Below are 14,414 nucleotides of genomic sequence, written 5' to 3' on the forward strand. Positions count from 1 at the left end.
CCTGGGCAGGGGCACGGCACCCAGAGCATTGCGCGAGCCAGCGGCCCGTGGCCGTCCAGGAGGTGAGCCGCCCGCTGGCTGCGGGAGCCCTTCCGTCCTGGGCGACCAAGGAGCGCCGGTTACCGGGCGTGCTCTCGGGCGGCCTCGACCTGGAACATCGTTTCCAGCTCGGCCTCCTCGATTTCGGCACGGAAGTCAGCGTTCTCGGCGAGCCGCTTCCTGGCCTCGCGAATGCAGTCCCCACCCCAGGTCTCGGCTCGACCGAACTGGTCTCCGAGGGCCTTCGCGGTGATCTTCCGGTCAGCTATGACGGCGCGTGCGGCCTCGCGGATACCCTCCTCGCGTTGAGCGGCACGGACATCGCGAGGGATGCGCTCCTCGCCCTGCGAGGCTGCGCCGCCGCTGCGTGACGCTTGACGGCGCTCGTTTCCCGAGGTTCGGCGTCGGGCGGTTTTCGAGGACTCGCCATCGCGGCGCGAGGTTTGCTCCCTGGCTCGTGCAGCCTTTGCGGCAGCCTCGTTCTCCTGCTGATCGCGCTTCTCCCTGGCCTCGCCCTCGGCTGACCTGACCTGTGCTTCTGCCAGAATCCGAGCTTGCTCTGCCTCTCCCCGGGCGCGGATGATCGCAGCCTCGTTTTCAGCGCGCTCACGCTCTCGCCAGGCTTCGCGCTCTTCCTCCTCGCGCCGGCGACGAGCCTCGATTTCTTCCCGCTCCCGGCGCAGACGTTCCTCTTCACGCGCCTCGCGAATCCGGGCTTCGGACGCTTCGCGAACCATGCGTGCGTCGTGTTCGCGTGCCTCGCGCTCGGCCTTGATCTCCACCTCGCGCGCCTGGCGGTCAGCCTCGCGTTGGGCCACGATCCTTGCGGCCTCGGCAGCTTCGCGAGCCTCGCGTTCCGTGTCCTGCTGAGCTCTCTCCTCGGCCCGCCGTCGTTCTGCCAGCGCCTCTTGCTCGCGCTGTCGTTGGTCGTGGCGCTGCCGCTCCTCGTAACCATGGATCACGGTCTTGAGCTCGGCGGTGCGCTCAGCGAGGTACTTCCGGTATCCCGCGCCGGCCTCGGCGAGGAAGATCACGAGGAACGGGACGAACGAGTGCAGAAGCAGCCCAGCGTGGTCAGGCGCCGTCGGCCACCAGGAGAACACACCGTCCGGGTACAGGGACTGCCAGCAGTTCATGAGCCAAATGGAGAAGCCTGCGAACCACCGAAGGAGGAATGGCCACCCCTTTGGCCGGTAGCCCTGAGGGGTGAGAACACCATCCACGTACAGGACCACCAGAAGCGCCAGCGACCCCAGCGGGTCGAGCATCCATGCGATGAACGAGGGCACCTCGTGTCTGCTCGCGAAGACGGTGACGTTGACGCAGGTAAACGCGAGGCCGCCGCTGCCGAGCGCCAAGAGGGCCGTGGTGACCAGGGTGCCGACGTGCTGGAGCTGCGCGAGGGCCTTCTGCGTGTCTTCGTACTCCGATTGGGAGAGCGGCAGGCCTTCAGATACCGGTGTCGTGACGCTCACCGGGCCCTCCAATCTGAGGCGGTCATGAGGCGCAGATGGCCAGATGCATTGGTGCGGGTTCGGAGCTGGGTGATTCGGCGGCGGACGATCAGCAGCCGGATGGCATCCACGAGGGCCTGGTGGTGCTTGGTCATTTCAGCTCCCCCGAAGAAGCCACGGCCTCGCGATGCCACTGAAGTGCGGTAGTGCGACGGCGGTGCGCAGCGCGGATCTCAGCCGCACGCAGACGCCGGGCAGCCAGCGTGATTGCGACCCCTGTGGGGAGCTTGAGCTGGATGCCGTTCACTGGATCACTTCCGCGATCACGGAAACGGTGGCTGTTCCGCTCGCGCCGATGGCCTCGGCGAGGGAGCCGGTGATGCGGAAGCCGGGGGCCTCGATCGCCTCGCGGACGCAGTCCATGAGGGCGGCCGGCACGGGCTGGTGCAATTTCACGATGACGTCCGCCCCGAGATCGGCGGCGTCCTCCAGCAAGGCGATGAGTTGGGCGAAAAGGCTGCTGGTCTGCTCGTTGTCGGTCGGGGTATCGCGCCGCGGTACCGTCTCCATGCGTCGTCCTCCTAGGTTGTGTAGGGGTTCGGTGTAGGCCCCGGACGGTGATGCAGTCACCGGTTTCGGGGCCGCCCTGTGTGCTGTGTGGGCGGGGAGGGGGTCTCGCCTTCGGCTCCTCGGAAGCACGCTGCGGGCCTGCCCTTGGGCGTGTCGGGGCTTGGCAGATGACCATCAGAAGTCGCCGCCGATCAGCCGCTCGGCCTCGGTCGGTTCGTGGAAGATCAGCGGCGCGTCGTCGACGAAGCGGTGCATGGCGGCCTCGGCCGCGTTCCACTCAGCAATGCACGCCGGGCACCGCCCGGTGCCGGAATGCCAGGTGCCGCAGTCACACCGGTCCCACCCGGAGCAGGATGCGCACATACGGGTCTGGGCGAGGACGGGCAGCCCGCACATGCCGTCGTTGCCGTCGCACTCGATGCCCACGGCTGGCTCGCCGACGGCCTCGGAGTACGCGGGCGGTGTCCACGTGGGTTCGTCGTCCTGGTCGCGCCACCCCTGAGCTTGGCCGGGGATCACGGGGGCCGCACAGGGCGGCGGAGAGGCCGCAGCATCCCGCAGGCGGCGGGAGATGACCGCGCCCACACTGCGGGTCTTCGCGGGCAGCGGTCGGCTGGCGACGACATCCCGGATTTGCTCAGACGTCCAGCCGGAGGCCAGCAGCCCATCCACCGCGAGCCCCTGGTGGGCGAGCGGCTTGCCCGTCAGCCGGAACTCCGGCTTCTCGTTGCCGATCGCGGTCAGTAGCAGCACGCCCTCCGTCGGGGCCACTGCCTCGGCCGCCGGGGCCTTGGGCTGCTTGGTCTCGTTGGGCTCGACCTGGTGGCCGTCCGTCCCTCCGTCCGAGGAGGCCGTGACGACGCTTCGCGCAGACGCTCGCGTGGTACGGACAGACGGACGGGGCTTGGTCTTCTTCCGGCTGGTCTTCTCGGGGGTGGTGTTCTTAGTGGTCTGATCAGCCTGCGCAGGATTTTCCAGCGCTGGATTTTCGGACTTAGGTCCTGACCTGCGGGTTCTACGCTGCATGGGCAACGTGGGTGCCTCGTCGCCGTAAAGGTCGAAGAGGTGCGCGGGCATGTCCGTGATCGAGTACACGGCGTCCCCGAGGGTGCCGTCAGGGCGCCGCTCGCGGTCGCGGATCAGGTAGCCGTACTTCTCCAGCTCCTTCAGGCCGGCGGTCACGGCGGACTTCCCGTCGGTGCTGGAGCGCACCAGCTCGGCGACGGTGACCCGCCAGCCGTCGCGGTGCGTGGAAATCAGGCCGAAGATCCCTTTGGCCTTGAAGCTGATGCGACGGTCCCGGAAGAGGGCGTTAGCGATCTGTGTGAAGTTGTCGGCTGCCATGGGGCCGCGCTGGATGCCTGCGCCGTAGGTCATCGCGCACCGTCCCGGGACGGTGCGGTGACGGTTACGCATTGTCGGGCCGCTCTGGCGGCAGCAGCACGGGACGTCGGGGCGGCCGTGGTGGTGGCAGCCGCTGGTGGGGGATAGGGAACGGCGGCGCTGCACACGCCGGCCGCTCGCACGGGGTTTGAGAGTTGTGGCACGATGGGCCTCGTCCGGATCTGTTATGGATCCGGTACTCGCGTGTCTCGCCAAAGTCAGCGCGGTACCGGGGGTGGGTCTGAAGCAGACCGGCGGGTTCGGACACCAGGAAGCCCCGAAGTGCGAAAGAGCGCTTCGGGGCTTTGTGGTGTTCACGCCCCGTGCAGCCTGCGGATCCGGTCAGGGAGGCCCGAGGGGGCGGCTCCCTGTACCCGCGTTTCTGGCGGCCCGTCGGCTATCGGGCACACGCGGGCACATGGCAGTGCCAGAGGGGGAGGGAAACCCGGGGAAACCGGGGGAAACCGGACCAAGCCCAAAATAGGAAGATCCGGCGGTCGGGTCAGGCAGACCGCAGGTCAGGTCAGTGCGCCCGTACCCTGCCTCGTCCCTTCGGGCGGACGGTACGGGTCGGAGCCGTGCGCCCGAGCGGGGGGTCGTACGGGCGTCAGCGCGCCCCCCGCTTACGGCCCGCGCCGGGCGGGTGCAACGATGTCTCCGTCATGAGAGCAGGGCAGCCGACCGGACAGGTCCCACGTGCGCTGCGAGCCGGAGTGTTCGCAGCGGTCTGTGTGCTGCTCGCTGCCCTGGGCCACGCCGTGATGTCCGGCACCACCGTCCCGTGGTGGGCGATAGCCGTCGCCCTGACGACGACGGGCGGCTGCGCCTGGTTCCTGGCCGGCCGTGAACGCGGTCCCCTGCTGATCACGCTCGCCACGGTGGGCGCGCAGACGGGGCTGCACTCCTTCTTCACGGTCGCCCAGAGCGTCGCCGACCGCGCGGCGGGGGCGATGGATATGGGTGGCGAGTCGGCGACCGCGACCGCCTCCGGCTCCGTCTCCGATGTCGTCTGCGGTGGGTTCACCGCCTCCACGGCCATGCCCATGGACCACGGCATGGGCGGCATGGGTGACGGCATGGGCGGGATGTCCATGTCCATGCACGCCGGGCACGGCGCCCTCGGCATGTGGTCCGCCCACGTTCTCGTCGCCCTCATCTGCGGCATCTGGCTCTCCGGCGGCGAACAGGCCGCCTTCCGCCTCGGCCGGACCATCACCGCGCGGCTGCGCGGCCCGCTGGTCCTCCTCTTCTGCGACGTACCGGCGCGGCCCCGGCCGCCCCGCGTCCGGGCCGGTTTCGGACGCGCCGCGCAGCGGCTGCGCCAACTGCTCTACGCCCACGTCCTCGCCACGCGCGGTCCGCCCGGACCCGTCGTCGCCGTCGCCTGAGGCCTTCCTTTTCGGGCTCGCGACGGTGACCGACCGGGCCGAATCACCTCACCGGGCCGCCCGCCCGTCCACGGTTGCCGTCCACCGGACGACGCCGTACGACCGGGCGCCCGGATTCCAGGAAGGACCCAGGGCGATGACCCCTGCCCTCACACCGGCGGTCCGCTCGTACGGGACACACCCGTCACACGAGCCCCAGACCCGCCGTGAGCACCTTGAGCCGGTGTACCCGTTTCTCCCAGTCACGGCACTCTGCGCAGCCGACGAGATGCGCGTCGAGCGCCGCGCCCGACACCTCCGGCGGCGGTTCCTCGCCGTCGGCGCGGGCGGATATGGCGGTACGGACGTCAACGCAGTGCACCCCGCCATCGTCCCCGGCACGGGCCCGGCCGCGAGCACCGGGGGCCGTCGTGCGTGACGACGAGTCCGTGACCGCCTGGGCACTGGCGGCGCGCGGCGGCGACGCCGACGCGGTGGAACGATTCATCCGTGCCACACAGACCGACGTCCGCCGGTACGTGGCACGGCTCAGCAACGACCCGCAGGGCGCCGACGACCTCGTCCAGGAGACGTTCCTGCGTGCCCTGCGCTCGTTGCCGCGCTTCGAGGGCCGCTCGTCGGCCCGTACCTGGCTGCTGTCCATCGCCCGCCGCACGGTCGTGGACCGGATCCGCTTCCAGGCGGCGCGGCCCCGGCTGTCGGACACGGACGACTGGCAGTCGGCGGCGGAGCGCACCCAGTCCGCGGAGCTGCCCGGCTTCGACGAGGGCGTCGCCCTCTCGCAGCTCCTCGACCGGCTGCCGTACGAGCGCCGCGAGGCGTTCGTCCTGACGCAGATGCTGGGCCTGCCCTACGCGGAGGCCGCAGTCGTCGCGGGCTGCCCGGTCGGCACGGTCCGCTCGCGCGTGGCGCGGGCGCGCGAGGCGCTGATCGTGCAGCTGGACGCGGCCGAGCGAGGGGCGACGGCTGTACGGGTCCCGGCGGTACGGGTTCCGGCGCCGCTGCCGGAGAGGAAGCCGGAGAGGATGCCGGCGCGGGTGCCGGCGCTCGCCGGTTGATCGATTGATGGATGGAGTGAGGGGCTACGGTGCCGGGTGGCAGCGCAGCCCCTCACTCGTTTTGTTTGTTCCGGCGGTTCAGTGCTGCGTGAGTGGCTTGTTGCCGGGGCGGACCACCGCCGCGTCCACCCGTACGACGCCGCTCTTCCGGAACCGGAAGACGAACGGGAGCCGCTCGCCCACGCGCACCAGGGGCGGCCGGTAGACCATGACGTCCAGCTCGTGCGGGGACATCTCCACCGTGCCGCGTGCGGGGACGGTCGTGGACGCGATCATCTTCATCTTGCCCGCGCCGTTCTTCACGACCGTACGGCTCAGCATCGCGCCTCCCGCTGAGGGAACGTCGACGCCGATGAGCTCGTCGTCCTCGTCGCCGGTGTTGCGCAGGCGGAACATCGCCGCCGTGCTCTCGATGCCGAAGGGCTGGAAGACCCGGCCGTCCTCCACCGTCACGGAGGCGGGGCGGCCCGCCGCGCCGGAGGCCGTCCAGGCGGTCAGCCCGCCGAGGGCCACGGCGCAGGCCGCGACCGGGACGAGGGCCGCTCGCGCGGTGCGGAGCAGGGAGGCCTTCGTTTCGTTCGTCTCGTTCATCGGAGTGTTCTCCGCTTGTTCGCAGTGGTGCGCCCGGGGCGCGGCTGCCAGCCGCGCAGCCGCAGGCTGTTGCCCACGACCAGCAGTGAGCTGACGGACATCGCCGCCGCCGCGACCATCGGGCTGAGCAGCCCGACCGCGGCGAGCGGCACGGTGACCATGTTGTAGCCGAAGGCCCAGAGGAGATTGGACCGTACGGTGACGGAGGTGCGGCGGGCCAGCCGGACGGCGTCGGCCAGCGCGCCCATGTCCTCGCGGACGAGCGTCACGTCGGCCGCCCCGATGGCGGCGTCCGTGCCGCCGCCCATGGCGATGCCGAGGTCGGCGCCGGCCAGGGCGGCGGTGTCGTTGACCCCGTCGCCGATGACCGCGACGCGGTGGCCGCGCTCTCGGAGCGTGCGGACGAGCTCCGCCTTGTCCTCGGGGGTCGCCCGGGCGTGGACCTCGGCGATGCCCAGCTCGTCGGCCACGGCGTGGGCGGCCGCCGCGCCGTCGCCGGTGGCCAGTACGGGGCGCAGGCCGAGGCGCTTGAGGTGGTCGACGGCGCGGTAGCTGCCGGCGCGGACGGTGTCGCCCAGGGCGATCACGGCTCGGGGCTCGCCGTCGACGCGGGCGAGGACGGCGGTGTGGCCGTGGCGCTCGGCGCGGGCCAGGGCGTCGGCGAGGGGGGTGGGGAGGGTCTGCCGTTCCGGACGCTCCTGCCGTCGGGATTCCGCCGGACTCTCGTCGTCGTGGCCGGGCGCCGTGGCGGCGGGGGAGGGGTCCCCGGTCCCGCCTCTTCCCGCAACCGGGGCTTCGCCCCCGGTGCTCGTGGCCGGGGGAGTGCCGCCGTCCGGCCGCGTCACCTCCACCACGCGGCCCTCCACCACCGCTCGTACGCCCACGCCCGCCGTCGCCGTGAAGTCCGTCGCCCGCGGCAACGCCGCGTCCCGCGCCGTCGTCTCCCGCACATGGGCGTGGATCGCGCGCCCCACCGGGTGTTCCGAGCCCGACTCCGCCGCCGCGGCCAGGCGCAGGGCCTCCTCGTCGCCCGTGACCTCCGTGACCGTCATCGAACCGGTCGTCAGCGTGCCCGTCTTGTCGAGGACCACCGTGTCCACCCGGCGCAGGCCCTCCAGCGCCTGCGGGCCGCTGACCAGGATGCCCAGGCCCGCGCCCCGGCCCGTGGCGGCCAGCAGCGCGGTGGGGGTGGCGAGGCCCAGGGCGCAGGGGCAGGCGACCACGAGCACGGCGACCGCCGCCGTGACCGCCGCCTGCGGGGCGGCACCGGCGCCCAGCCAGAAGCCGAGGACCGTGACGGCGACGGCCAGCACCGCCGGGACGAAGACGCCCGCGACCGCGTCCGCGACGCGCTGCACCCGGGCCTTGCCCGCCTGCGCCTCCTCCACCAGCCTGGCGATCCGGGCCAGCTGGGTGTCCGCGCCGACGGCCTCGGCGCGTACGTCCAGCAGTCCGCCGGAGTTGACCGCGCCGCCGACCACGGCCGTGCCGGGACCGGCCTCGACGGGCGCGCTCTCGCCCGTCACCAGCGACAGGTCCAGCGCCGAGCTGCCCGCGACCACCACACCGTCGGTGGCGACGCGCTCCCCGGGGCGTACGACGAACACGTCGCCCACCCGCAACCGGGCGATGGGAACGCGGCGTTCCGTGCCGTCCGCGTCCCGGACGGCAGCGTCCTTCGCCGCGAGCGACGCCAGCGCGCGCAGCGCCGAGCCCGTGCCGCGCCGGGCGCGGGCCTCCAGCAGCCGGCCCGTCAGCACGAACAGCGGTACGCCGACCACCGCTTCCAGGTAGACGTCCGCCGTACCCCCCGTCATCGAGGGCACCAGCGTGAACGGCATCCGCATCCCGGGCCGTCCGGCGCCGCCGAGGAAGAGCGCGTACGCGGACCAGCCGTAGGAGGCCAGGACACCGAGCGAGACCAGGGTGTCCATCGTGGCGGCCGCGTGCCGCAGCCCGCGCAGCGCCCGCTCGTGGAACGGCCAGGAGCCCCACACCGCGACCGGCGAGGCCAGGACGAAGCACAGCCACTGCCAGTTGTCGAACTGAAGGGCGGGGACCATGGAGAGCACCAGGACCGGCACCGACAGCAGGGCGGTGATGAGGAGGCGGGTGACGGCGGGGCCGTCCGGCCGGCCGTTCTCACCGGCGTCGTCGGCGTCCGTCGCAGGCTTCTCCGGCTCCGGCAGCGCGGCCGTGAAGCCCGCGCCCTCCACCACCGCGATCAGCTCCGCCACCGGCACGGCGGCGGGGTGGCTGACGCGCGCCCGGCAGGTGGCCAGGTTGACGGTGGCGCTCACGCCCTCCAGCCGGCCGAGCTTCTTCTCGATGCGGGCCACGCACGCGGCGCAGGTCATCCCGCCGACGATCAGCTCGGTGACGACGACGGCGGCGTCCGCGGTGCCGCTGGTGCCCTTGGTCGTGGTCGTACTCATCAGTGGCCCATCCCGGGCATGCCGCCCATGTTCCCGCCGGTTCCGCCGCCGGAGCCGTCACCCGATCCGGGGGTCGCGCCGCCCACGCGGTGGAGGCCGGGCGCGACGGGGCCGGCGGCCGAACCGGCCGCGTAGGAGACGCCGAAGAGAACGGCCAGCAGCAGGACGAAGCCTGCCAGGGTGGCGTAAGGGCGGAGCGGAGGGCGTGCCAGACGTGCGGTCATCGCCGCATCGTGACACGGCGCGGTCCGTCGTCCGGGCGCTTCGGCCACTTCCCGGCGCGTGAGGATTGTCCCTTTCCCGGCCGGGAACCAGAGCACCCCCGTGCCCGACTACCCGGAGATCGGAGCCCCCTCCCCGAACCCGGCGCGCCCCTCGCCGAAATGGCCGGGAACTCACCCCCGGAACGGTACGACTCCTCAAGGGACCATCACTTCGCGAGGAGACTCCCACCGTGCCGCTGCCCGATCCCGTGCCCCTCTACGGCCCCGAGTACAAGCGCGATCCGTACCCGCTGTACGCGCGGATGCGTGAGGCCGGCCCCATCCACCGGGTGCTCTTCCCCAGCGGGGTCACCGCCTGGCTGGTCACCGGGCACGCCGCCGCGCAGCGGACCCTCGCCGACCCCCGGCTGGGCAAGAACCACGCCCTCGGCAACGACCGCTGGCGCGCCCGCGCCTCGATCATGCCCGAGCCCCAGCACTCCCAGCTCCAGGTCCACCTCCTCCACCAGGACGCGCCGAAGCACACCGCCATGCGCCGTCTGATCACCGATGCTTTCGCGCCACGGCGCGTGGAGGCGCTGCGGCCGCGTTTCCAGGAGATGGCCGACGCGCTCGTCGACGCGATGCCGATGACCGACGACGGGGCGGGCGCCGTCGACCTCGTGCGCTGCTTCGCCGCCCGTTTCCCCTTCCAGGTCCTCGCCGAGGTCATCGGCCTGCCCCCGCACCTCGCGGCCCGCTTCCGCCGCGAGTGGGGCAAGGTCGTCGCGCCCGTCGGCCCCACCGACCCCGGCCGCCCGGCCTACGAGGCGCTGCTGCGCGGCCTCCAGGAGTACATCGCCAAGGTCGTCGCCGACCGGCGCGAGCACCCCGGCGACGGTCTGCTCTCCCGGCTCGTCACCGCCCGCGACGAGGGCGAGCTGAGCCCGGAAGAGCTCGACTCCATGCTCTTCCAGCTGCTGGTGGCCGGTCAGGAACCGGTCACCAATCAGATCACCACCGCCCTGGTGGCCCTGACGCGCCATCCGGAGGCCCTGGAGCGGCTGCGCGCCGACCCCGGTCTCATGCCGCGCGCCGTCGAGGAACTGCTGCGCCTCGACAGCGCCTTCGAGCTCACCACCTGGCGCTTCCTCGCCGAGGACGCCGAGCTGCACGGCACGCGCGTCCCCGCCGGCGACTCCGTGATCGTCTCCCTCTGCGCCGCCAACCGCGACCCCGAGCGCTTCCCCGACCCCGACGCCCTCGACCTGGACCGGCCACAGGGCCCGCACCTGGCCTTCGGCCACGGCACCCACTTCTGCCCGGGTGCCGCCCTGGCCCGTATCGAACTCCAGGTCGCCCTCGGCACGCTGATCGCCCGGCTGCCCGGGCTGCGGCTCGCCGTGCCCGACGACGAGCTGGAGTGGATCCCCGCCGTCCTCGGCCGGGGCACGGCCGCGCTGCCCGTCGCCTTCGACACGCCCGGCAAGGTCGACACGCCCGGCAAGGCCGGTACGCCCGACGCGCCCGCTATGGCTGACGCGCCCGTCGCGCCCCACGCGCCCGTATGCCCCCGCGATCTGAAGTGGCCCCGCACGTGATATCCGCCATGACCCCCACAGCCCTCGCGACCGCGACCTCCCTCGAAGCCCGGATCCTCCGGCTGCTCCTGCCCTTCCACCGCACCACCGGCGCGTCCTCCCCGGACCCCGCCGACCACCCGGAACAGCTCGCCCAGATACGCGAGTTCACCGACGTGGGCGAGCCGATAGTCCTCACGCTCCCCGGCTTCCCCTGCAAGTCCCCCAACCCGGCCAAGGTCCTCGGCCACCTGCCCGACGAGGGCGAGCGGCTCTCGCTGGCCTTCCTCGACCGGCTCTGCGACCGCGTCGGCGAGATCTACGCGCCGGGCGCGCGCCTGGTCATCTGCTCGGACGGGCACATCTTCGGCGACCTCATCCATGTGCCCGACGAGCACATCGACGCCTACGGGGACGAACTGCGCGCCCTCATCCAGCGGGAGGGCCTCGCCCACCTCGACACCTTCGACCTGCGGCAGGTCCACGGCGAACTGCCGCACGACGAGAAGCGCCGCCTCGTCGTCGAGGCGTACGCGCCGTCACTCGACTCGCTGCGCGCCCTGACGCGTACGGACGAGGAGACGGCCAGGCTCTACCGGGGCATCACCCGGTTCCTGGTGGAGGACACGGCGGACTTCGACGGCAGCCGGTCGGCGTTGCAGCGGGAGTGCCGCGCGCGGGCGTACGGGGTGATCGCCCGCAGCCGTGCGTGGGGCGATCTCATCGCCGACCACTTCCCCCGGTCCGTGCGGCTGTCCATTCATCCGCAGCGACCAGGCTCCGCCAAGTTCGGGATCCGGTTGCTGGACGCGGATGACGCGTGGGCCACGCCGTGGCATACGACGGTGCTGCGGACGCCGGACGGTGCGGCGCGGCTGGTGCGGCGGGAGGAGGCCGAGCGGCTGGGGCGGGTCGTCCTGCGGGACGGGCGGGCCAGCCACTTCGCGGCTGCCGCGGGGGAGTAGGGGCGGCCGCCGTCGCGTCGGCGCGGACGAGGCGCTGGTTAAGGTGTCGGTCGTGAGATCGAAGATCGTGTCAGTGTTCGTAGTCGGTTCCGTGTGTCTGCTCGCCGTGGGATGCGGGAGCGAGAAGTCCGGCAAAGGCAGCGACGGCGCCAAGCCCAAGCCGTCGGCCACCCCGATGACGCAGAGGCTGGAGCAGCCGCCGGCCATGCCCGACGAGAAATCGCAGCCGTCACCGGCCGCCGACGCCCCGGTCGGTGAGAACCTCGCGTACGAGCTGCGCAAGAAGACCCAGGACATGGCCGGCGCGCCAGGAAAGATCACCGCCGAGTGCCCCCAGGACGTGAGCACGACGAGCGGGACCCAGGTGACCTGCAAGACCACTTACGAGGGCCTGGAAGTGGAGTGGAAGGTGAGCATCGGCGAGAAGTCCGCCTTCTCGAAGAATTATGTGAACTTCAAGGCGACCCCGAGCCAGGGCATCCTCACCCGCGACGGCGTCGCCCGGCTGCTCTACGGCAATTACCGCGGCTACATCGACTACGCCCTGTGCAACGACATCCCCAAGGCCGTGCTGGCACCCCTGAACACCCAGTCCAAGTACGCCTGCGAGGTGGTGGACAAGGGGAAGAAGCCGTCGGGCTTCCCCCAGCCCGTGCGGGCCACCGACTCCGGCCCGCGGTACTACTGAGCGGTGCGACCGCGTGTGGCGCGTAAGGGGCTCTTGACGCGGGCCTGCCAATACTGAAGGGATCGAGTCCGCGGTTGTTCGTACCCGCGACCCGATCGCTCCACGAGGGAGACCACGATGCGATTACCGTTACCGCCGCCCCGCCCCAAGGCCCGCTCCGCACCGCGCACATCACGGCTGACCGCAGCACTCACCTCCGTGCTGCTGGCGGCCGGACTGCTGGTCGGCGCAGGCCCGGGGCAGGGCGGCTACACGGCGCGGGCGGACGACCGGCGGGCGAGCCCGGCCTCCGACGGCAGCCTGCCGTTCACCACCTACAACATGCAGGGCTCCGACCACGGGATCCGCTGGAACGGCGAGGTCGGACCGCTGACGATCCACCACCCGGTCGTCGCCCTCCAGGAGGTCGGCAACGGGCCTCCCCCCGAGCCGAGCCACGCCCGGGGCACCGGTGAGTCGATCCCCATCCGCCACCCGTTCCCGGCGGGCCTGCCGGACCATGTGAGCCACACGCAGTGGGACTACGAACACAACCGCCGGCACGTGTACTACCTCCAGACCGACCCGCAGCGGGACAGCATCACGGGACGGGACCGCTGGCAGGGCGGCCGGGTCAACCTGGCGATCGTCACACAGGTCCCCGCGGCCGAGGTCCGCGTCATCGAGAACCCGCTGTACAACCGGGACGAGCCCCGCAACGAGTACCGCTACCGCCGCGTCCTCGGCGTCCGGATCGGCAACACCGTCTACTACAACGTCCACGCGCGTGGCGCGGACGTCCCCTACCTGCTCACGGGGATCCGCAACGCCGCCCGGCCCGGCGAGAACTGGGTCATGGTCGGCGACTTCAACCTCGACATCGTCAACCGCACCGACCGGGAGGCCAGGGAGCGGAGCCTGCGCCTGCGGGGCGACGAACAACTGGCCCGGCCGCACCGCCCCACCCACCAGCGGGGCGGCGAACTCGACTACGCGATCACGCGCGGCACGCCCCGGTTCAACGCGGACATTCCCGCGGCACGCGGCTCGGACCACTATCCCGTCCAGTTCGAACCGGCCCCGACCCCCGTACCGGCCGCGCCCGACGCCCAGGTGCACAACTTCTCCGTGGCCCTGGAGAACGAACGGACCGGGCTGGTCCTGGACGCCCGGGATACCGCCGGAAGCCGGGTGACCACCAGCCTGGACCGGTACAACCTCCGTCAGCGGTTCCGCGTGGGCACCGTACGGGGGCACTGGTACCGCTTCGCCCACGGCAACAGCCCCGCGGCCGCGTCCGGTGACCGGGGCGCTGCCACCGGCCGCGCCGCCGCCGCTGCCGCGCTGTGCCCCGGCCTCAACCCGTTCTTCCCGCTGTCCGTCATCATGCTGCCGTGCGAGTCGCCCTTCGCCCAGTGGCACCCCGAGGACCCGGGCGCGCCCGGCGGCCCGCTGCGCTGGCGCAACTCGGCCCGCCCGGAGCTGTGCCTGACCGGCGCGGGCAACGAGGAGCCGGTCGGGGCCCTCGCGTGCAACGACAGCCCCGCCCAGCAGTGGTGGGACAACTCCCGCGCGGTGGACGCGCGGGCGTGGGAGTCCGGTGACAAGCGGGTCCGGCTGCGCGCGTGGAACGGCCTCTACCTGGACACCTTCGGCCGGTCCGACCGGGACGGCACCCCGCTGAGCACCAGCCCGGCCGGCAACGCCGAGACCCAGCGCTGGAACGTCGAGCACGCCGGCCTGGGCGACAACCTCGTCCGGCTCAAGGGGCTCGGCGCCGGCGGACGGTGCGTCGACCTCCTGGACCCCCACCAGCCCGGGGCCGGTGAGCGCACCTTGGTGCACAGCTGCACCGACCGCAGTGGCAGGGAGGACGGCACGGGCCACCGCTGGCAGGCGGAGACGTACGGCGACGGCACCCTCCGCTTCCGCAACGAGAAGGCGCACCTGTGCCTGGCGCCGTCCTCGCGCGAGGCGGCCTACGTGACGATCGAGAACTGCAACGACGACGCCCGTCAGCGCTGGACGATCGTGCCGTGAGTCTCCGGTTCCGGGTCCGGGCCGGCCATTGCGCGCGGCTT

At 72.2% G+C, this 14,414-nt stretch carries 13 protein-coding genes; 6 read left to right on the forward strand and 7 right to left on the reverse strand.

Features of this window, described 5'->3' with window-relative positions:
* Positions 1-119: 119 nt before the first annotated feature.
* The 3 genes from RM609_RS12920 to RM609_RS12930 form a co-directional block, all read right to left on the reverse strand.
* A complete protein-coding gene (locus RM609_RS12920; protein WP_311610554.1) occupies positions 120-1,514 on the reverse strand; it encodes a coiled-coil domain-containing protein in 1,395 nt (464 codons plus the stop codon).
* Between the two features lie 282 nt (positions 1,515-1,796).
* The gene (locus RM609_RS12925; RefSeq protein WP_311610555.1) at positions 1,797-2,063 is read right to left on the reverse strand and encodes a hypothetical protein; all 267 of its coding nucleotides are present in this window, start codon (positions 2,061-2,063) and stop codon (positions 1,797-1,799) included.
* A 174-nt stretch (positions 2,064-2,237) separates the two neighbouring features.
* Complete coding sequence (locus tag RM609_RS12930; protein ID WP_311610557.1) at positions 2,238-3,440, reverse strand: hypothetical protein; 1,203 nt, start codon at positions 3,438-3,440, stop codon at positions 2,238-2,240.
* A gap of 719 nt (positions 3,441-4,159) precedes the next feature.
* Here RM609_RS12930 and RM609_RS12935 point away from each other — a divergent pair.
* Positions 4,160-4,834: a hypothetical protein gene (locus tag RM609_RS12935; protein WP_311610558.1), complete on the forward strand. Its 675-nt coding sequence runs from the start codon at positions 4,160-4,162 to the stop codon at positions 4,832-4,834.
* A gap of 184 nt (positions 4,835-5,018) precedes the next feature.
* Here RM609_RS12935 and RM609_RS12940 read toward each other — a convergent pair whose 3' ends face one another.
* A complete protein-coding gene (locus RM609_RS12940) occupies positions 5,019-5,195 on the reverse strand; it encodes a zf-HC2 domain-containing protein (RefSeq protein ID WP_311610559.1) in 177 nt (58 codons plus the stop codon).
* Between the two features lie 49 nt (positions 5,196-5,244).
* Between RM609_RS12940 and RM609_RS12945 the strand changes: the two genes are divergently transcribed.
* Positions 5,245-5,892 (forward strand): sigma-70 family RNA polymerase sigma factor, encoded by a 648-nt coding sequence (locus RM609_RS12945; protein WP_311610560.1) that lies wholly within the window; start codon positions 5,245-5,247, stop codon positions 5,890-5,892.
* Between the two features lie 78 nt (positions 5,893-5,970).
* On the opposite strand, the gene RM609_RS12950 is transcribed toward RM609_RS12945, so the two are convergent.
* Genes RM609_RS12950 through RM609_RS12960 form a run of 3 tightly spaced genes read right to left on the reverse strand, consistent with a single transcriptional unit; the run spans position 5,971 to position 9,142 of the window.
* Positions 5,971-6,483, reverse strand: coding sequence for a copper chaperone PCu(A)C (locus RM609_RS12950; RefSeq protein ID WP_311610561.1), 513 nt, complete (start codon positions 6,481-6,483; stop codon positions 5,971-5,973).
* Positions 6,480-8,918, reverse strand: coding sequence for a heavy metal translocating P-type ATPase (locus tag RM609_RS12955; protein ID WP_311610562.1), 2,439 nt, complete (start codon positions 8,916-8,918; stop codon positions 6,480-6,482). Before RM609_RS12955 ends, RM609_RS12950 begins: the two co-directional genes overlap by 4 nt.
* A complete protein-coding gene (locus RM609_RS12960) occupies positions 8,918-9,142 on the reverse strand; it encodes a hypothetical protein (protein WP_311610564.1) in 225 nt (74 codons plus the stop codon). Before RM609_RS12960 ends, RM609_RS12955 begins: the two co-directional genes overlap by 1 nt.
* Positions 9,143-9,372: 230 nt before the next feature.
* On the opposite strand from RM609_RS12960, the gene RM609_RS12965 reads away from it, so the two are divergent.
* From RM609_RS12965 to RM609_RS12980, 4 genes are all read left to right on the forward strand, one after another.
* A complete protein-coding gene (locus tag RM609_RS12965; protein ID WP_311610566.1) occupies positions 9,373-10,722 on the forward strand; it encodes a cytochrome P450 family protein in 1,350 nt (449 codons plus the stop codon).
* Positions 10,723-10,730: 8 nt separating this feature from the next.
* Positions 10,731-11,666, forward strand: a complete 936-nt coding sequence (locus RM609_RS12970) for an L-tyrosine/L-tryptophan isonitrile synthase family protein (protein ID WP_311610568.1) — start codon at positions 10,731-10,733, stop codon at positions 11,664-11,666.
* A 52-nt stretch (positions 11,667-11,718) separates the two neighbouring features.
* On the forward strand, positions 11,719-12,354 hold the full coding sequence (locus RM609_RS12975) for a hypothetical protein (RefSeq protein ID WP_311610570.1): 636 nt from the start codon (positions 11,719-11,721) through the stop codon (positions 12,352-12,354).
* A gap of 117 nt (positions 12,355-12,471) precedes the next feature.
* Positions 12,472-14,373: a ricin-type beta-trefoil lectin domain protein gene (locus tag RM609_RS12980; protein ID WP_311610571.1), complete on the forward strand. Its 1,902-nt coding sequence runs from the start codon at positions 12,472-12,474 to the stop codon at positions 14,371-14,373.
* Positions 14,374-14,414 lie beyond the last annotated feature (41 nt).

This window comes from Streptomyces hesseae (assembly GCF_031845785.1).
Classification (GTDB): domain Bacteria; phylum Actinomycetota; class Actinomycetes; order Streptomycetales; family Streptomycetaceae; genus Streptomyces; species Streptomyces hesseae.

Bases quoted from the DNA above. Each gene is read 5' to 3' on its own strand.
- RM609_RS12925 (WP_311610555.1), bottom strand. From the start codon at position 2,063: ATGGAGACGGTACCGCGGCGCGATACCCCGACCGACAACGAGCAGACC.
- RM609_RS12930 (WP_311610557.1), bottom strand. From the start codon at position 3,440: ATGACCTACGGCGCAGGCATCCAGCGCGGCCCCATGGCAGCCGACAAC.
- RM609_RS12950 (WP_311610561.1), bottom strand. From the start codon at position 6,483: ATGAACGAGACGAACGAAACGAAGGCCTCCCTGCTCCGCACCGCGCGA.
- RM609_RS12955 (WP_311610562.1), bottom strand. From the start codon at position 8,918: ATGAGTACGACCACGACCAAGGGCACCAGCGGCACCGCGGACGCCGCC.
- RM609_RS12960 (WP_311610564.1), bottom strand. From the start codon at position 9,142: ATGACCGCACGTCTGGCACGCCCTCCGCTCCGCCCTTACGCCACCCTG.
- RM609_RS12970 (WP_311610568.1), top strand. From the start codon at position 10,731: ATGACCCCCACAGCCCTCGCGACCGCGACCTCCCTCGAAGCCCGGATC.
- RM609_RS12980 (WP_311610571.1), top strand. From the start codon at position 12,472: ATGCGATTACCGTTACCGCCGCCCCGCCCCAAGGCCCGCTCCGCACCG.